Origin of the sequence: Curtobacterium sp. VKM Ac-2922 (genome assembly GCF_022815645.1) — a bacterium.
Taxonomy (GTDB): domain Bacteria; phylum Actinomycetota; class Actinomycetes; order Actinomycetales; family Microbacteriaceae; genus Curtobacterium.
In genome coordinates this window covers 24933-42721 of the sequence record NZ_JALGRO010000017.1, presented here as the reverse complement: position 1 = coordinate 42721, position 17789 = coordinate 24933, and the positions used below count along the sequence as shown (strand labels likewise).

General features: G+C 72.0%; 19 protein-coding genes. 5 read left to right on the top strand and 14 right to left on the bottom strand.

The features are described 5' to 3' along the window. Nucleotides 1-56: 56 nt before the first annotated feature. Nucleotides 57-968 carry an SDR family oxidoreductase gene (locus MT346_RS17065; RefSeq protein WP_374202539.1) on the bottom strand — a complete coding sequence of 304 codons (912 nt, stop codon included), beginning with the start codon at nucleotides 966-968 and terminating at the stop codon, nucleotides 57-59. A gap of 229 nt (nucleotides 969-1197) precedes the next feature. On the opposite strand from MT346_RS17065, the gene MT346_RS17060 reads away from it, so the two are divergent. Further along, the gene (locus tag MT346_RS17060; RefSeq protein ID WP_243564287.1) at nucleotides 1198-1911 is read left to right on the top strand and encodes a hypothetical protein; all 714 of its coding nucleotides are present in this window, start codon (nucleotides 1198-1200) and stop codon (nucleotides 1909-1911) included. Nucleotides 1912-1918: 7 nt separating this feature from the next. On the opposite strand, the gene MT346_RS17055 is transcribed toward MT346_RS17060, so the two are convergent. From MT346_RS17055 to MT346_RS17035, 5 genes are all read right to left on the bottom strand, one after another. Beyond that, the gene (locus MT346_RS17055) at nucleotides 1919-2701 is read right to left on the bottom strand and encodes an endonuclease/exonuclease/phosphatase family protein (protein WP_243564286.1); all 783 of its coding nucleotides are present in this window, start codon (nucleotides 2699-2701) and stop codon (nucleotides 1919-1921) included. A 9-nt stretch (nucleotides 2702-2710) separates the two neighbouring features. Continuing rightward, nucleotides 2711-3289, bottom strand: a complete 579-nt coding sequence (locus MT346_RS17050) for a sigma-70 family RNA polymerase sigma factor (protein WP_243564285.1) — start codon at nucleotides 3287-3289, stop codon at nucleotides 2711-2713. 42 nt (nucleotides 3290-3331) lie between these two features. Then, complete coding sequence (locus MT346_RS17045; protein WP_243564284.1) at nucleotides 3332-4840, bottom strand: LCP family protein; 1509 nt, start codon at nucleotides 4838-4840, stop codon at nucleotides 3332-3334. Between the two features lie 141 nt (nucleotides 4841-4981). After that, nucleotides 4982-5632 carry a GntR family transcriptional regulator gene (locus MT346_RS17040; protein WP_243564283.1) on the bottom strand — a complete coding sequence of 217 codons (651 nt, stop codon included), beginning with the start codon at nucleotides 5630-5632 and terminating at the stop codon, nucleotides 4982-4984. 12 nt (nucleotides 5633-5644) lie between these two features. Continuing rightward, the gene (locus tag MT346_RS17035) at nucleotides 5645-7810 is read right to left on the bottom strand and encodes an efflux RND transporter permease subunit (RefSeq protein WP_243564282.1); all 2166 of its coding nucleotides are present in this window, start codon (nucleotides 7808-7810) and stop codon (nucleotides 5645-5647) included. Nucleotides 7811-7886: 76 nt separating this feature from the next. On the opposite strand from MT346_RS17035, the gene MT346_RS17030 reads away from it, so the two are divergent. Continuing rightward, nucleotides 7887-8294 (top strand): MarR family winged helix-turn-helix transcriptional regulator, encoded by a 408-nt coding sequence (locus MT346_RS17030; protein WP_243564281.1) that lies wholly within the window; start codon nucleotides 7887-7889, stop codon nucleotides 8292-8294. 68 nt (nucleotides 8295-8362) lie between these two features. Continuing rightward, nucleotides 8363-9367, top strand: a complete 1005-nt coding sequence (locus MT346_RS17025) for an LCP family protein (protein ID WP_243564280.1) — start codon at nucleotides 8363-8365, stop codon at nucleotides 9365-9367. Between the two features lie 86 nt (nucleotides 9368-9453). Here the strand turns inward: MT346_RS17025 and MT346_RS18230 are convergent, their stop codons facing one another. From MT346_RS18230 to MT346_RS16990, 7 genes are all read right to left on the bottom strand, one after another. Beyond that, on the bottom strand, nucleotides 9454-10125 hold the full coding sequence (locus MT346_RS18230; protein ID WP_279397204.1) for a transglycosylase family protein: 672 nt from the start codon (nucleotides 10123-10125) through the stop codon (nucleotides 9454-9456). 320 nt (nucleotides 10126-10445) lie between these two features. After that, a complete protein-coding gene (gene rlmC, locus MT346_RS17010) occupies nucleotides 10446-11603 on the bottom strand; it encodes a 23S rRNA (uracil(747)-C(5))-methyltransferase RlmC (RefSeq protein WP_243564279.1) in 1158 nt (385 codons plus the stop codon). Nucleotides 11604-11610: 7 nt separating this feature from the next. Beyond that, nucleotides 11611-12510: an SMP-30/gluconolactonase/LRE family protein gene (locus MT346_RS17005; RefSeq protein WP_308221922.1), complete on the bottom strand. Its 900-nt coding sequence runs from the start codon at nucleotides 12508-12510 to the stop codon at nucleotides 11611-11613. 23 nt (nucleotides 12511-12533) lie between these two features. Next, nucleotides 12534-13355 (bottom strand): aldo/keto reductase, encoded by an 822-nt coding sequence (locus MT346_RS17000; protein WP_243564278.1) that lies wholly within the window; start codon nucleotides 13353-13355, stop codon nucleotides 12534-12536. A gap of 21 nt (nucleotides 13356-13376) precedes the next feature. After that, nucleotides 13377-14189 carry a PQQ-dependent sugar dehydrogenase gene (locus tag MT346_RS16995; protein WP_308221921.1) on the bottom strand — a complete coding sequence of 271 codons (813 nt, stop codon included), beginning with the start codon at nucleotides 14187-14189 and terminating at the stop codon, nucleotides 13377-13379. Further along, entirely contained in the window at nucleotides 14072-14488 is a 417-nt protein-coding gene (locus MT346_RS18520; protein WP_308221920.1) for a hypothetical protein, read from the bottom strand. Before MT346_RS18520 ends, MT346_RS16995 begins: the two co-directional genes overlap by 118 nt. Nucleotides 14489-14720: 232 nt before the next feature. Beyond that, nucleotides 14721-15455: an SDR family oxidoreductase gene (locus tag MT346_RS16990; RefSeq protein WP_243564277.1), complete on the bottom strand. Its 735-nt coding sequence runs from the start codon at nucleotides 15453-15455 to the stop codon at nucleotides 14721-14723. Nucleotides 15456-15512: 57 nt separating this feature from the next. Between MT346_RS16990 and MT346_RS16985 the strand changes: the two genes are divergently transcribed. Continuing rightward, complete coding sequence (locus tag MT346_RS16985) at nucleotides 15513-16262, top strand: SDR family NAD(P)-dependent oxidoreductase (RefSeq protein ID WP_243564336.1); 750 nt, start codon at nucleotides 15513-15515, stop codon at nucleotides 16260-16262. Between the two features lie 16 nt (nucleotides 16263-16278). Here MT346_RS16985 and MT346_RS16980 read toward each other — a convergent pair whose 3' ends face one another. Next, nucleotides 16279-16692, bottom strand: coding sequence for a MarR family winged helix-turn-helix transcriptional regulator (locus tag MT346_RS16980; protein ID WP_243564276.1), 414 nt, complete (start codon nucleotides 16690-16692; stop codon nucleotides 16279-16281). Nucleotides 16693-16764: 72 nt separating this feature from the next. Here MT346_RS16980 and MT346_RS16975 point away from each other — a divergent pair, with 72 nt between their 5' ends. Next, the gene (locus MT346_RS16975) at nucleotides 16765-17709 is read left to right on the top strand and encodes a zinc-binding alcohol dehydrogenase family protein (protein WP_243564275.1); all 945 of its coding nucleotides are present in this window, start codon (nucleotides 16765-16767) and stop codon (nucleotides 17707-17709) included. The last annotated feature ends 80 nt before the right edge of the window (nucleotides 17710-17789 follow it).

Here is a 17789-nt window from a genome sequence, read left to right as displayed (position 1 = left end):
AGGCCCGGTGCCAGCTGGCACCGGGCCTCCCGTCCGTCCAGTGGGGACCCGGACCGCTACGGCGTCGGCATCCCACCGTCGACGTGCAGCGTCTCCCCGACGACGTACGACGACTCGCCGCTCGCCAGGAACACGTAGGCCGGTGCGAGCTCGGCCGGCTGGCCCCAGCGGCCCAGGTAGGTCTGCTCGCCCGCGGACGGCAGCGCCTCGGGCGGCTGACCACCGGCCGGCTGCAACGGGGTCCAGATCGGCCCGGGTGCGACGGCGTTCACGCGGATGCCCTTCGGTGCGAGCTGCGCCGCCAGGCCCTTCGCCAGGTTGTTCACGGTCGCCTTGGTGGCCGCGTAGTGGACCAGGTGCGGCGACGGCGCGTACGCCTGGATCGACGTCGTGTTGATGATCGTCGAGCCGGGCTGCAGGTGCGGCACCGCGGCCTTCGTGATCCGGAAGGTCGCGTACACGTTCGTCGTGAAGGTCTCGTCGAACTCCTCGTCCGAGATGTCGACGATCGACTCGACGTTCTGCTGCTTGCCCGCGTTGTTCACCAGGATGTCCAGTCCACCGAGTTCCTGCACCGCGGTCGCGACGAGCTGCTCGCAGAACGCAAGCGAGGTGATGTCGCCCGGGATCGCGACGGCCTTGCGCCCGGCAGCCTCGATCAGCCCGACGATGCGGTCGGCGTCCTCCTGCTCCTCGGGCAGGTAGCCGATCGCGACGTCGGCACCCTCGCGGGCGTAGGCGATCGCGACCGCAGCACCGATCCCGGAGTCGCCGCCGGTCACGAGCGCCTTCCGGCCCTCCAGACGACCGGCGCCGCGGTAGGTGTCCTCGCCGTGGTCGGCCGGCACGTTCTTCGCCATCTCCTCGTCGGTCCCGGCGCCGGGGAGGTACTGCTCGTCCGGCTGCTTGTCGGCGTACATCGTGGTCGGGTCCTGCATTGCGTACTGGTCGAGCTGCTGGTCCGTCATGGCCACGACGCTACGCAGCGGGGCCTCTCCGTCCCGTCAGGCGGGTGTCCCCCGCTCGCGCCCGGCCGCCCGGCCGCCCGGCCGCCCGGCCGCCCCGTTCAGGAGGCCCGGGGCCGGTCCGTCGCGCGGCTCCGGACAGCCCGTGGCGAACATCACGGTCCGGTGACGGCGCGGACCCGATTCGGTAACACCCGTCGCCGAGCAGGACCCGTGGTCGTACGGTCGGACGGTGACCGCTCGGACCTGCATCGCGCTCGGCGCTGCCGCACTCGCCATCGTGGCCGGTGCGACGACCGCCGACCTGTCGCACGGGCACGCGCTCGACGACCGGGCCGTCGCCGCCGAGGTCACCCCCGGGCCCGACGCCGCGCACGTGTCGAACGCCAAGCTCCGACGTGTCGACGGCCTCGAGCTCGATGCCGAGTCGATGACCCTGCGCCGCGGCGACCGGACCGTCGCCGTCGCGTCGATGCGCAACGCGGACGAGACCGTCGCGCTGCTCGACCGACTGTTCGGCACGCCGTCGCGCACCCAGACCGCCGAGGGTGACGGCGGCCGGTGCTTCCCCGCCGGTGTCACGTACACGTGGGGCGGCGGGTTCCGCGTGGCTGCACTCACCAGCCCCTCCGACCTCGGCAACGCGCTCGAGGTCCGCATCCTCCGCTCCGAGGTCCGCGCGCGCACCGGCGGGCTCGTCGAGCTGAGCGGACCCGATGACGTGCAGGTCGGCGACGACGTGCACGACCTGATCGACGACGCACGGCAGCGCGACCGCGAGTCCCTCGGGTCCGGCGACGCCACGGCCTGGCAGGTCCTGCTCGCCGAGGGGTGGCCGTCGGACCGCGCGGGCGCCGGCACGAACGGCGTCTCGGCGCTGACGGACGACACCACCGTCACCGTGATCGGGTCGCCGTTGCCCGTCAACGCCGACCACGGCTGCTGACGCCGACTCAGATCCGCAGGCGCGCCACCACCGGGAAGTGGTCGCTGGCGAACCAGGTCTCCGGCCCGTCGTGGTCGATCACGACCCGCTCGACCGCGGTCACGCCCCTGGTCAGGACCCAGTCGATCCGCTCGCCGGAACTGACCGGCGGCTCCCAGTCGTTGAACGTCGCCGTCCGGTCCTCGGGATCACCGGCGACGACCCACGCGTCGGTGAACCCGCCCTCGGCGAACACCCGCGACGCCGCACCGGCACCGGCCGGCTCGTTGCAGTCGCCCGCGAACACGACTGGTCCGTCGACGCCCGCGAACCGCTCGACGATCAACGCTGCGCTCCGTGCACGGACGTCGTCACCGTGCGCGGTGTCCTCGTGGTCGAAGTGCGTCGTCACGAGCGTGAAGTCGTCGCCCTGCAGGTCGAGGAACCGGGCGTGGTTCGCGATGCGCGGGAAGACGCTGCCCCAGGTGTTCGACACCGGCTCGTCGGGGGTGTCCGACAGCCAGAAGGAGCCCTCGTCGACCGGGCGGAGCCGTGCGGTCCGGAAGAACACGGCGGCGTGCTCGCCCGCTGTGCCACCCTCACGTCCCTGGCCGACGTCGCCGTACCCGGGCAGCCCCTGGCGCAGGTCGTCCATCTGGTGGTCGAAGGCCTCCTGCACGCAGAGCACGTCGGGATCGTGCCGGCGGACGACGTCGAGCAGGACGGGCAGCCGCGCCGGCCAGTCGTGGGCCGGGTCCGGGTTCTTGATGTTGTAGGTCACGAGGGTGATCGGCTGCGCGGAGGTGCTCACGTGTCGAACCTACGGGCATGTCCCGGACGCGGTCGTCATGACCCGGCGCAACGCCAGGATGCCGTCCCGCGCCCGGGACTTCGCGGTGGCGGTGGAGACACCGAGCCGCTCCCCCGTCTCGGGGCCGCTCATCCCGACCAGGTACCGCAGGACGACGGCGTCCCGTTGCCGATCGGGCAGTGCGCGCACCGCGCGGTACAGGTCCCGACGGTCGAGCACCGACTCCGCGCGCTCGACGTGGGCGTGGTCGACGAGCTCCAGGTCACGCGCCCCGATCCGCAGGTCGCGGTCCCGGTCCGCACGTGCCTTCCGCAGGCGGTCGATCGCGCGGCGCTGGGCGATCGTCCGGATCCACGCGACGGCCGACTGCTCCGGGTCGAACCGGTCGGCGATCGTCCACAGCTCGAAGAACACGTCCTGCACGACCTCGTCCGCCACGCACGCGTCGGCGAGGTACTGGCGGACCCAGTGCTGCACGAGCGGGCGGTACCGCTCGTGCACGCGGGTGAACGCCGCCCGGTCGCCGTGACCGACCGCCGCCAGGAGTGCGCACTCCTCGGCGCGGAGTGCTGGCCGGTCGATCGTCACCACCAGAATGTGACATTCTTCCGGCGGTGGTGCAAGTCGGGGTCAGTAGATGCAGGAGTCCGCTTGACCGTACGCGTGCACCGCGGTCGACGTCGGGCTCGGCTCGTCCGAGGGCGACGCCGCGGACGAGCCACCGTCGGACGACCCGGCATCGGCGGAGCCCGTTGCGGGTGCCGCCGGGGCAGCCGGGGCGGCCACGGCGGTCTTGCCGTCGGTCCCGAGCACCAGCGTGACACCCGTCACGCTGGCCGTCTGCACCGCCACAGCGCCGGGCACGGCGTCGGCGACGGCCTTGGCCTGCGCCTCGGACCCGGCGGGGTACTGCACCATCGTCGTCGCGGTGGTGTCGGACGATCCCGGAGCGCCGACCTGGAAGCCGCGGCCCGCCAGCGTCGTCCCCGCCGCACCGGCCGCACCCGTGACGCCGCTGCCGTTGAGCACCGTGACCGAGACCGACGCCGGGTCCGCGGCGGTCGCCGTCGTGTAGGCCTCGGGTTGTCCGACCAGCCCCTGCACGAAGGCCGGCATGCCCGCGGTGTCGACCTCGACGATCGACAGCGCGGACCCGCCGACGGAGATGGTCGGGGTGCCGAGGATCGGGATCGTCGCGGACTTGATCGCCGCGGGCCGCAGGTTCCGCAGCTGCGTGGCGAGCGAGAGCATGTCGAGACCCTGGTCCGTCTCGATCGACCCACCGATCGCGTCGATGACGTTCGTGGCCTTGACCGGGTTGAGCAGCGTGCCGGCGGACAGGATCTTGCGCGCCTCTTGCGACAGGAAGTACTGCTGGCGGACCTGCCGGTCCAGGTCGCCGTTCGGCAGGCCGTGCCGTTGCCGCACGAAGGACAGCGCCTGCTTGGCGTCGAGCTGGGAGTCGCCGGCGGGCAGGTCGACCCCGGAGTACTCGTCCTTCGCCGGTTCCTTCAGGCACACGCTGACCGGGCCGAGCTGCTTGACGATCTCGTAGAAGCCGAGCAGGGAGACCCGGACGTAGTGGTCGATCGACAGCCCGCTCAGGCCCTCGATCGTCTTGATGAGCAGCTGCGCTCCGCCTGCAGCCCCGCCGTTGTTCAACGTGCCGTAGTAGAAGGCGCTGTTGAGCTTGCCCTTGCCGACACCGGGGATCGACACGTACGAGTCGCGGGGGAACGAGATCATCGTCGCGTCCTTGCCGTCGGCCGAGATGTGCAACACGATCATCGTGTCGGTGTTGGTCGCGCCGCCGTCGGACTCGGTGCTCAGTTCGGCGAGCTGCTCGGGCGTCGCGTTGTCCGGCCGGTGGTCGTCGCCGACCAGCAGGATGTTCATGGCCTTGCCGTCGACGTCGTCCTGCTTCGTCGTCGAACCGGTGATCGCGTCGACCTTGGTGACGCTCGATGCCAGTCGGTTGTAGGCGAAGGCCGCGTACCCGCCGCTCAGCAGCAGCCCCATCGTCAGCACGCCCGCGATGGCGGGGATCACCACGCCGATCCCGCGCTTCTGCCGGCCGTGCCGGGGCGGCACGGTGCCGCGTCGGCGGCGCTCGGTCGTCTCTTCAGGCTGCGTGCTCACTGCAGCACGATAACCGCAGACCGCGGGATGAGCATGGGACGGACCCGAGAACCGGTCCGGACCACCCCCGGACTGGAGGCCCGGTGCGGGCCCGCCCCGCGCCTCCTGTCCGTCGGCTGGTCGCCGCGCGAGCGTCCGGTGTCAGCCGCGCGTCGGCAGCAGGTGCACGGCCTCCATCGCGAGCTCCGCCGCGATCGGGTCCTTCGCGACGACCGCGTCGCGCAGCTTCTGCAGCTCGGGGCGCACGACGTCGGCGGGGATCAGCTCGGCGAGCTCGGGCACGCGCAGCTTGAACGCCAGCCCGTCGGTCGTCGAGCGGCAGAGCTGTTCGAGCGACGGGTTGCCGCACGACCCGGCCCACATCGAGTACAGGTCGGCGCCGTCGTGGGCGACCTTCGCCTGTTCGTCCTTGTCCAGGCTCGCCAGGCTGCGGTCGATCATCGCGACGATCCTCTTGCGTTCGCCGTCCTTCAGCCGGGGCACGGCCAGTCGGACCACACCGCCGTAGATGACGCCGAGGGTGCGGTAGGCGTCGAGCAGTTCGTCCTTCGACGGTGCGGCGACCCGGGTGTAGCGGTTCGGCGCCATCTCGATGAGACCCGCACGGGCCAGTTCGGCCAGTGCTTCGCGGATGGGGGTGCGCGAGACGCCGAGCCAGGCGATCAGGTCGTCGTCGTTCAGGCGCTCGCCCGGTTCGAGGGTGCCGTCCATGATCGCGTCGCGGATCTTGTCCTGCACGGTGTCACGGAGGAGCTTCCGCTCTGCGGCGGGCTGCGTCGAGGGGACTGGCATGGGCCCAGCGTGTCACATGTCAGCGTGCTTGCGCGACAGGCGCGACGGCCACCACGCACGGTGGCCCAGGTCGTACACCAGCGCGGGCACCAGCAGCGAGCGCACGACGATCGTGTCGAGGAGCACCCCGAACGCCACGACGAAGGCGATCTGCACCAGGAACAGGATCGGGATGACGCCGAGCGCGGCGAAGGTGGCGGCGAGGACGACGCCGGCCGAGGTGATCACGCCGCCGGTGACGCCCAGCCCGCGCAGCACCCCCTCGTGCGGCCCCGAGCGGATCGTCTCCTCGCGCACCCGGGTCATCAGGAAGATGTTGTAGTCCACGCCGAGCGCCACCAGGAACACGAACGAGAACAGCGGGACGGACGGGTCGGCTCCGGGGAAGTGGAACACGTGGTCGAACACGAGCGCACCGACACCGAGGGCCGCCGCGAAGGACACGATCACGCTGCCGATCAGCACCAGGGGCGCGACGATGCTGCGCAGCAACAGCATCAGGATGAGCAGGATCACGACCAGCACGACGGGGATGATGAGCGTGCGGTCGCGGATGCCGGTGTCGTTCGTGTCGACCGCCGTCGCGGTGACCCCGCCGACGATCGCCCCCGGGTCGGCGCGCTCGACGGCGACCCGCAGGTCGCGGACGGTCTGCTCGGCGGCGTCGGAGTCGGCGGTGTCGGTCAGGGTGGCCTGCAGCAGCACACGACCGTCGACCACGGTCGGCTCGGCCGCCTGCCCGGTGGCGGACTGCGTCGCGCCGGGCTGCCCGGTGCGGCCCTGTGTCGCGTCGGCGTCCTTGCCGACCGGCACGGTGCCGGTCTGTGACTGCTTCGACACCGCGGCCACCCCGTCGATGCCGTCGGTGCGCTCGATGGCCGCGACGAGCCGGTCGAGGCGGTCGGCGTCACCGATCACCTGGGCGGGACTGCCCGATCCCCCCGGGAAGTGGTCGGCGAGCACGGTCTGGCCGTCGCGGGCCTGGGACTGCCCGATCACCAGGTCGCTCTGCGGCACGCCGTCGGCCCGGAGCCCGAGCAACCCGGTCCCCATCGCCAGCAGACCGACCGTGCAGACGATCCAGACCACGCGCGACCGTCGGGCCACCAGCCGACCGACCCGTGCCCAGACCCCGCGGGCGTCCGGCCCGGTCACGGCCTTGTGGGCGCTGCCGTACGTCGGTCGGAGCGGCCAGAACGCGGCGCGTCGGAAGGCCAGCAGCAGCGCGGGCAGCAGCGTCAGGGCGGCGAGCACGCTGAACGCGATGCCGATCGCCGCGACGGGCCCGAGCGCCTTGTTCGAGTTGAGGTCCGACAGCAGCAGGCAGAGCACGCCCACGATGACGGTGCCGCCGGAGGCCAGGATCGGTTCGAGGCTGCCGCGCAGTGCCGCCTTCGTGGCGTCCCACCCGGTGCGTTGGTCCCGCAGCGCCTCGCGGTAGCGCGAGACGTACAGCAGGGCGTAGTCCGTCGCGGCGCCGATCACCAGGATCGACAGGATGCCCTGCACCTGCCCGTTGACGGTGACGATGCCCGCCTTCGCCAGGGCGTAGACGACCAGGATCGATGCCGTCAGGGCGAACGTCGCGGTGCCCAGGACCAGGAACGGCAGCAGCGGCGACCGGTAGACGACCACCAGGATCACCAGCACCGCGAGCAGTGCCACCCCGAGCAGGATTCCGTCGATGCCCGCGAACGCCGCGGTCAGGTCGGCGGTGAAGCCGGCCGGCCCCGTCACGAAGCCCTGCACCCCGGACGGCAGCGCTCGGTCGACGTCGCTCCGGATGGCGGCGACGGCGTCGCCGGTCTCCGCGGCCTTCGTCAGTGTCGCCACGATCTCGACCGCGTCGCCGTCCTGGCTCGGGATCGGCGGGCTGACGGACGCGACGTCGGACCGGTCCCCCAGCTGCTGGGCCAGGTCCGATGCCGCGGCGGTGTCGGACGACCGCAGACCACCGTCACGCTCGAGCACGACGACGGCCGGGGCGCCGGTCTCGTCGCGGAACGCTGCGGACTGCTGCTGCACCTTCGTCGCGTCGGCGGACGCGGGCAGGAACGAGGTCTGGTCGTTGGTCGAGACCTCGGAGATCTTGCCGAAGAACGGGCCGCTGACCGAGGCGACGCCGAGCCAGACCACGATGACGAGCGCGGGGAGCACGATGCGGAGGAAGCGGGGCACGGCGCTGAGCGTACTCCAATCGTCAGCATGCTGAACACTCGGTGACGCGCGAGCGTCGCTCCGTAGACTCGGGTCCATGCACGACGATCCCGCCGCCTGGCCGCTCGGCCGACTCCTGGCAGCGGCAGCACGGTCGGTCGAGCGCGACTGGGACGAGCGTCTGCGCGAGATCGGGCTGCCACACGCGGCCCTGATCGCCATCGACATCCTGATCCGCACCGGCCCCACGGGCGCGGACACCCTGGCCCGGACGGCTCGGGTCCAGCCCCAGACGATGTCGCGCACACTCGAACGTCTCGAGCGCGACGGACTGGTCGAGCGCGGCCCGCACCCCGACGACCGCCGCCGCCGGGTCGTCACGGTGACCGAACGGGGCCGAGCCGCCTGGGGCGAGGCCAAGCACGTCGAGCGCGAGGTCCTGCCCGACGACGCCGAACTGCGTGCCGCGCTCGGGCGCATCATGGAGCGCTCGCAGAAGCAATAGCATCTGAAATACCACATGGAGTACACTGGGTCGTCGGCACCAGGGCCGACTCGATCCCAGGAGTCTGCATGTCCGGTCGCCGTTCCGCCCCGCGTCGCCGACGCCCGTTCCTCGTGGCGCTCGTCGCCACCCTCGGCTCGCTCGTCGGCATCGCGGCGGTGATCGCCGTCGTCGCGAGCATCTTCGTCAGCGGTCTCGCGCGCAGCTACGACCGCAACACCGACACCATCGCGGACGCCTTCCCGACCGGCGAACGCCCGGCCCCGGCGGACGACGACGCGGTCAACGTCCTGCTGATCGGGTCCGACTCCCGGAGCCGCCTCGACCCGGGCGGCGACCACACGGCCGGCGGCCGCTCCGACACCCTGATGCTCGCGCACCTGCCGGCCGACCGCAGATCGGTGCAGCTCATGTCGATCATGCGCGACTCGTGGGTCGACATCCCCGGACACGGCACGGCGAAGGTCAACGCGGCGTACGCGTGGGGTGGCATCCCGCTCACGGTGCAGACCGTCGAACAGCTGCTCGACGTCCGGATCGACCACGTCGCCGAGATCGACTTCGCGGGGTTCACGGGCATGACGGACGCGCTCGGCGGGGTCACGGTGCGGTCTCCGCAGGCGTTCGAGGCGGGCGGCCACCACTTCGTCGCGGGCGAGAACCGGCTCGACGGCACCGCAGCGCTGGACTTCGTGCGGGAGCGACACGCGTTCGCCGATGCCGACCACACCCGGGTGGCGAACCAGCAGGCGTTCATGCGCGGGATCGTCGACGGCGTGCTGTCGAAGGGCACCCTGACCGACCCCGGTCGCATCCAGGACTTCGTCACCGCGACCAGCAGGTACCTGTCCGTCGATCCCGGGCTCGACTTCGGCACCCTCGTCGGCCTGGGCTGGTCGCTCCGCCATGCCTCGCCGGACGACCTGCAGACCTTCACGATGCCCACGGCGGGCGGCGGCACCTCACCGGACGGACAGTCCTACGTCACCGTGAACCAGGGCGCCGTGCAGTCCCTCAGCGCCGCGCTCCGGTCGGACGACCTGACGAACTGGTTGGCGACGAACCCGCACTGATCGGTGAGCAGCATGACGAACGCCCCCGCGACCAGTGGTCGTGGGGGCGTTCGTGGTGACCGGGCGACCCGATCCGGTGGTCCGGATCAGGCCGGGAGCTGCAGCGTCTGACCCGCGTAGATCAGGTTCGCGTTGTCGATCGAGGTGTTCGCGGCCCAGAGCGTGTTCCAGCCGCCGTCGATCTCCAGCTTGGTGGCGATGCTGTCGAGCGTGTCGCCCGACGCCACCGTGTAGGTCTTGCCGCTCGTCGGCACGGCCGCGGGCTTGGTGGGCCCGGCCGGGACTGCCGGCGTGGTGGCCTTCGGCGCCACCGACGTGCGCGGCGCGGTCGCCGTGGGGGCGGCGGCCTGCGGAGCCGGTGCTGCGGCGGCAGGAGCTGCCTGCTGCTGCGGGATGGCAGCCGGCGCGGCACCGGTCGTGCCGCTCAGGCCGAGCTTCGCGGAGCAGGCGGGCCATGCGCCCCAGCCCTGCGACGCGAGGACGTGCTCCGCGACGGCGATCTGCGTCTCGCGGCTGGCGTTCGCCGGGCTCCCGGAGCCGCCGTTGGCGGTCCAGGTGCTCTGCGTGAACTGCAGGCCGCCGTAGTAGCCATTGCCGGTGTTGATCGCCCAGTTGCCGCCGGACTCGCACTGCGCGAGGGCGTCCCAGGTCGAGCCGTCGGCAGCGTTCGCGGGGGCGGACAGCCCCACGCCGGCTGCGGCGATGCCGGCGAAGGCGAGTCCGCCGAGGACGGCGCGAGTTCGGGTGGTCTTCTTCATGTGTGTTGCTCCAACGGGGTCGCGCGCCGGAGATCCGGCGTTCCACTGCCCACCCCGACCGATCGCGGTCTGGTGAGGTGTCGCCGGGGGCAGTGGTCGCGCCGGCGTCACGGTCGGCCACCATAGGAAACTCCGACTCGTTATCAAACTGAGACAAATGGTTCTACCCATTGGTGCTAGGCGCCGAGAACGATTTCCTGTACGGCCGGATCGCCGCGTCCGAGCGGATCCGACGTCCCCGTGACGATGAACATCCGAATTCCCTGGCAATGGTCGGTTTCTGCCGGAGCAGCTCGACCGATGCGCCTGCGGGCCAGGCGTCAGGACCCGATGCGGGACAGCAGGGTGACGGCTTCCAGGTGTCCGGTCTGCGGGAACATGTCCAGCACCCGGGCCCGTCGCAACCGCAGCGACGGCATGCGCGCCAGGTCACGCGCCAGCGTCACGGGGTTGCAACTCGAGTAGACGACGTGCTGGACGTCCGAGCCCTCGAGCCAGTCGGCGAGTGCCGTCCCGATGCCGCGGCGGGGCGGGTTCACGACGACGAGCTCCGGCGTCTGGTCGGGCCGGGCGCGCAGCGCGTGCTCGGTGGCATCGTCGGCGGCGAACCGGACGTCGGACGACCCGGCCTCGCGCGCGGACTGCCCGGCGGACCGGATCGCCTCGCGCGAGGTCTCGATCCCGGTGACCAGCCGCCCGGGTCGCGCGGCGTGCAGGGCGAACCCGCCGACGCCGCAGTACAGGTCCCACATCGAGGACGGAGCGACCTCGTCGATCCACGCCGACGCCTGGGCGTAGAGCTCGGACGCCACGACCGTGTTCGTCTGGAAGAAGCTCTGCGGCCGCAGGTGCATCGTGACGGGGCCGACCCGCATCGGCAGGGTCTCCTGTTCGGTGAGCACGATCTCGCGCTCCCCCTCGGTGACGGCCTTGTGCTCGGGCAGCAGGTTCGCGGTGACGACCACGGCGCGCGGCAGCGCGAGCAGCAGGTCGCCGAGCCGTGACCGCAGCCGTGCGAGCTGCCCCTCGGACCGCAGCACGAAGCGCACCATCAGCTCGCCGTCGGGCGACTCCGTGACCAGGACGAACTTCAGCTCACCCCGACGCGAGGCCACGTCGTACGGGATCAGCCCGGCCGACGTGACGAAGTCGGCCAGCACGGGCAGGGCCTGGCGGATGCCCAGCGTGCAGATGCCGCAGTGCCGGATGTCGACGGCACGCTGCCGGTGGTCGAGCAGGCCGATCGTGGGGTGCTCGGCGGATCCGCCGACGACCATCTTCGCCCTGTTGCGGTAGCCGGACTCGGGGCTGGTGACCGCCGGCAGCCACGAGACCGCGCCCGGTCCTCCGGCAGCCTCGACCGCGTCGTGCAGGAGCTCACGGGTGCGGAGTTCCTTGTCGAGGACCTGCTCGGCGTACGGCTGCCCCATGAGCGTGCACGAGCGGCACACCCCGCGGTCGAAGTAGTCGCACTGCATGGCCGAGTCAGGATACGGCGTCGCGGGTCCCCGTCGGCAGCCGGTACACGCTCGTAGTGGCGGTGAGGAACAGCGTGGTGCCGTCGTCGCCGCCGAAGCACAGGTTCGACACGACCTCGGGCACGGGGACCTCGCCGATGCGGCTGCCGTCGGGGGCGAACACGACGATGCCCCGGTGCGAGGACGACCACACGTTGCCCGCGACGTCGACCCGGATGCCGTCGGGGACGCCCTCGCCAGCTCCGAACCGCGCGAACTCGCGGCCGTTCTTCACGCGGGGCAGGACGGCGTCCCCGTCTCCCCGGGGCGACGCGTCGACGTCGTAGGCCCGGATCACGGGGGCGTCACCGGACGAGCTCGCGACGTAGAGCACCCGCTCGGACGGGTCGAACGCCAGTCCGTTCGGCTCGTCCACGTCGAGGACGACCGGGCGCAGGTCCTGGCCGTCGGGGCCGCAGCGGAACACCCAGTGGTCGCCGTACTCCCGGACGCCGGGGTGCCCTTCGCGCGGCTGGGTGATGCCGTAGGCCGGGTCGGTGAACCACACGCTGCCGTCCCGCGCGACCACGACGTCGTTCGGGGAGTTGAGCCGGACGCCGTTCCAGGCATCGGCGATCACCGTCACGACGCCGTCCCGGTCGCGCTCGACCCGCCGGTGTCCGTGCGAGCACTGCACGACGCTGCCGTCCCGGTCGCGCGTGCGGCCGTTCGTGAACTCGACCCCGGTGGCGTACTCGTCCACGGCGCCGGACGCAGCATGCCACTGCAGGATCCGGTCGCCGGGGATGTCCGACCAGCGCAGGGTGCTGGTCTCCGGGATCCAGAGCGGCCCCTCGGCCCAGGTGCTGCCGGTGGCGATGCGCTCGAGGGCGCCGGGATCGGGGACCAGGTCCGTCATCGTCGACATGGCGTCAGGCTAGCGGGAGCGGCTCAGTCGGTGGTGTCCTGCAGCGCGTCGAGCGTCGCGATGTCCTCGGGCGAGAGCACGAAGTCGACGTCCGCGTTCTCGGCGATGCGCGACGGCGTGGTCGACTTCGGCAGCGGCAGCACGTCCTTCTCGAGCAGGTAGCGGATGGCGACCTGGGCGACGGTCTTGTCGTACCCCGCCGCGATCTCCTGGATGGCCGTGTTCGACAGCAACCCGCCCGTGGCGAGCGGCGAGTAGCCCTCGACCAGGACGTCCCGCTCGGCGCAGAACGCCGTGGTGTCGTCCTGGGTGTTGCCGATGAACCAGCGGATCTGGTTGGCGTGCGGGACGACGTCGGTGGCGCCGAGCAGGTGCTCCAGGTCGGGGACGGCGAAGTTGGAGACGCCGATGGACTTCGTCCTGCCGGCGTCGTAGAGCTCCTCGAACACCTTCCAGACCTCGACGTTGCCGTCGCGGTGGTCGCTGCCCATGTCGCTCCAGGGCCACGGCGCGTGGATCAGGTACAGGTCGACGACGCCCAGGTCGAGGTTGCCCGACGACTCGGCGAACGCGTCGCGCGCACCGGCCGCCGTCTTGATCTCGGCCGGCAGCTTGGTGGTGATGAAGACCTCGTCGCGCGGGACACCGCTGTCGCGCACCGCTTCGCCGACACTGGCTTCGTTGCCGTACGCCAGGGCGGTGTCGATGTGGCGGTACCCGGCGTCGAGGGCGGCTCGGGTGGCGTCGTACGCCTGGGTGCCGGAGGGGATCTGCCAGGTGCCGAAGCCGATCTTCGGGATGTGCAGACCGTTGGACATGACGAACGTGTCGGTGAGAGCAGGCATGTCCCGGACAGTACGCCCGCGTCAGTCGGTCAGGTCCACGGACAGGATCCGGTCGTCGCCGTCGCCGGCGGAACCGCGTCCGTCGGTGTTGTTCGTGACGAACCAGAGCGTGTCGTCCGGGCCCTCGAGCACGGTGCGCAGCCGCCCGTAGGTCCCGCCGAACCACTCGCGTGACGTCGTCGGCTCGGCGACGGGCACCGACCGGAGCACCTCGCCCTGCAGGTTCGCGATGAACACCGTCTCGTCGACGACCGCCAGACCCGAGGGGCTCGCGTCGTCGGTCCGCCACTGCTGCACGGGGTCCACGAAGCCCTGGTCGGTCCCGCCCTTCCCCTCGACCTCGGGCCACCCGTGGTTCTCGCCGGCCCGGATCACGTTCAGTTCGTCCCACGTGTCCTCGCCGAACTCCGAGGCGAACATCGTGCCGTCGTCCGCCCACCCCAGCCCCTGCACGTTGCGGTGCCCGAGCGAGTACACCGGCGAGCCCGCGAACGGGTTGTCGTCCGGCACGGCGCCCGAGGGCGTCAGGCGCAGGATCTTGCCGGCCAGCGAGTCCCGGTCCTGCGCCTCGGACCGCGCTCCGGCGTCGCCGACCGTGACGTAGAGCATGTCGTCGGGTCCGAACGCGATCCGGCCGCCGTTGTGGAAGCTGTTCGCCGGCAGGTCGTCGATGACGGTCGTCGGGTCGCCGAGGCCGTACGACCCGGGCTGCCCCGTCAGCGGGTAGCGCTCGACCCGGTTGCCGTCCTGGCCGGTGGAGTACACGAACAGGTCGTCGTCCTCGACCGCCAGTCCGAGCAGCCCGCCCTCGCCGCCGTGCCGGATGCCGTCCACCGTTCCGACGGTGCGCGTGGACCGTCGTCCGCCAGTTCGAGGACGTCGCCCGAGTCGCGCAGGCTCACGAGCGGCACGTCGGCGTCGGTCATCACGACCGACCACGGCGCCTGCAGGTCGGTCGCCACGTCGCGCACGGCGCCGGTCGGGGCGGCCTCGTCGCGCGCCAGGTCGCTCGGCGGCGAGGCCGAGACCCGGCCGCGCTCGTCGTCCTCGGCATCGGGCCCTGCCGTGCACCCGGCGAGCGCCAGGACGACCAGGGCGAGTGACGCGAGCGGGGCGGCGGTTCGGGTGCGCATGGCCGTCACGCTATGCGTTCCCACAGGTGGACGGACAGGAGGCTCGGCACCTGTCCGGCGGACACCCGGCGGTCCGTCAGGTGGACGGCCGGTCCCCCTCGCGAAAGCGACAGATCCGCGCGGCCCACGTTCGTTCCCCTCGCGAAAGCGACAGATCTGGCGGGACTGTCGGCGGAGATGTGTCGCTTTCGCGAGAAGGCGGGGAGTGCGGGTGGGGTGGGGCGGCCGCGCGTCAGCGCTGGGAGACCGGGCTGATGACGAGCTCGTCGACTCGGACGTGCGCCGGGGCGTCGAGGACGAACCCGATCGTGCGGCCGATGTCCTCGGGGGTGAGCATCACGGCGCGGGCGGCGGCGTCGGGCACCGTCGGACGCTGCTGCAGGAAGTCGGTCGCGACGTCGCCGGGGCACAGGTGCGTCGCCCGCAGACCGTGCGGTGCCTCCTGCTGGTTGAGGGTCCGGACGACCGAGCCGAGCGCGGTCTTCGACGCCGAGTAAGCGACTCCGGCCCCCGGCTGGAAGGACCATCCCGCGTACGAGGACACCACGACCACCACGCCGGCACCGCTCGTCCGGAGTGCGGGGAGCGCGGCGTCGACGACGCTCACGACGCCGGTCAGGTTCGTGTCGACGACCGCGCGGAACGTCTCGAGCGACTGGTCGTCCCACCGGCGTGCCGGCGCGTTCAGGCCGGCGGCCAGCACCAGGCCGTCGAGCCGACCGTGTCGGGACGCGACGGTCGCTGCGGCGGCGACCACCGCCTCCTGGTCGGATGCGTCCAGCGGCAGCACGTCCGCGGTACCGCCCGCCTGCCGGACCTGGTCCGCGACCTCGTGCAGCCGGTCCGCCCGGCGCCCGCTGAGCACCACCGTCCAGCCGCTCGCCGCCGCGGTCCGGGCGGCTGCGGCACCCATGCCGCTGCCGCCTCCCGTGATCCAGAGGACTCGTCCCGATGCTGCGTTGGCCATGGGGGAATGGTAGAGGTGGTGGTGTCGACGACGTCCGTCGACTGGACAGGAGCGATGATGCACCTCGACCTGAGCGACCGTGTGGTCGTCGTCACCGGAGCCGGCCGCGGGATCGGGAGCGTGCTCGCGGAGCGCTTCCGCACCGAGGGCGCACGCGTCGTCGCCCTCGACCTGGCCTTCGACGGGCCGGACGACCCCGACCACGTCGTGTGCAACGTCGCCGACCCGGACTCGGTCGCCGCGGCGGTGGAGACGGTCGTCGACCGGCACGGCACGATCGACGTGCTCGTGAACAACGCCGGCATCAACGTGGACGGCCTGGTGGCGGACCTGACGTGGCCGGACTGGCAGCGGTGCATGGACGTCAACCTGGGCGGCACGTTCCTGATGAGCCAGGCGGTGGCCCCGGTGATGCAGCGGGCCGGCAGCGGGCGGATCATCAACGCGGCGTCCTTCGCGGCGATCGTGCCGAGTGTCGGCAGCGCCGCCTACGCCGCGTCGAAGTCCGCCGTCGTGGCCTTCACGCGGGTGCTGGCGTCGGAGCTCGGGCCGTGGGGCATCACGGTGAACGCGTACGCGCCGGGCATGGTGCCGACGGCGATGAACGGCTTCGCGACCATGCCGGCCGAGGCCCAGGACCGGCTGCTCGACACCCTGTCGCTGCGGCGGTGGGAGACCCCGGACGACGTCGCCGACCTGCTGGTGTTCCTGGCGAGCGACGCGTCGGCGTACATCACGGGGACGCTGCTCGACGTGTCGGGCGGCAAGCTCGCGACGCAGATCCCGTCGCGCGCACACGGGCGGTAGCTGCCGGAAGCGGCCGTCAGCGCAGCATGCGCTCGAGCAGGTCACGGAGCCGGCGCCGGTCCGCCGCCGGCAGCTTCTCGGTCAGGGGCACCAGGGCGCGTCGGATCGCGGTCTCGAGTTCCGCCGCGACCTCGTGGCCGCGATCCGTCAGCACGACGTCGACCGCGCGTGCGTCGTCGGCGTTCGGCACCCGCGCCAGCAGCCCCTTCGTCGACGCCCGCGCCACCAGACCGGTCATCGTCGACTTCTCGAGCCCCATGTACGCCGCCAGGTCGCCGATCCGCAGACGGCGGTCGCGCAGGATCGCCAGCACCCGCAGCTGGGTGAGGGACAGACCCGCGTCCGCGGCCAGGTCGGTCAGTGCACCCATGGTGGTGAAGGCCGTCTGCCCGAGGGCGTCGACCAGGCGGTCCTGTTCGCTCGTGTCCATGACGACAGCCTAGTTGACGCAGTTCGTGAAACGAACTACTTTGATTCGTAACACGAACCACAGGAGCCGATCATGCACGCAGCCGTCGTCACCCACTTCGACACCGCCCCGACCTGGACGACGTTCCAGGACCCCACCCCCACCGCCGATCAGGTCCTGGTCGACGTCGTCGCTGCCGGGCTGCACCCCCGGGTGCGCTCCCAGGCATCCGGCTCGCACTACACGAGCGACGGGGCACTCCCGCTGGTCCCCGGCGTGGACGGCGTCGGGCGGTTCCCGGACGGCACGCTCCGGTACTTCGCGGTGCAGTCCGACACCCGCGGCTCGATGGCCGAGCGCGTGGCGGTCGACCCCCGCGCCAGTGTCGTGCTGCCCGACGGCACCGACCCCGTCACCGTCGCCGCCGGCACCAACCCGGTGATGTCGTCCTGGGTCGCCCTGCGCCAGCGCATCGTGTTCCCCGCCGGAGCCCGCGTGCTGGTGCTCGGCGCGACCGGGGCCTCCGGGCGCGCGGCGATCCAGGTCGCGAAGCACCTCGGCGCCTCGCGTGTGGTGGCCAGTGGGCGCGATCCCCGACGCCTGGCCACGCTCGCCGCGCTCGAAGCCGACGCGGTCGTGCCGCTCGACGACGTCGCAGCCCTGGCGGCCGCGGCGTCGGACGTCGACGTGGTGCTCGACTACGTCTGGGGCGCTCCGACCGCATCGGCGATGGCGGCGATCGTCACCGCACGGCGAGCCCGCGGCGACCGCCTCGACTGGATCGCGATCGGATCGACAGCCGGTCCCGAGGCGGTGATCCCGTCCGCGGCACTGCGGGCATCGGGGCTGACCGTCGTCGGCAGCGGGCAGGGTTCCGTGGGCATCGGCGGCTTCGTGGCGGAACTGCCCGGCATCGTCCGAGCGATCGCCGACGGCACGATCGCGGTGGATGCGACCGCCGTCCCGATGGCCGGGGTCGCCCGGGCGTGGGCCGGACAGGGTGCCGTCGGGGCGGGCAGAGTGGTGCTCGCAGTCTGATCCGCGATCGGGCATCCTGTCCGGCCGCACAGGTTCTGCCCATCCCGCTCTCGGTAGCCTGTGAGCCACCCAGAGCCGGA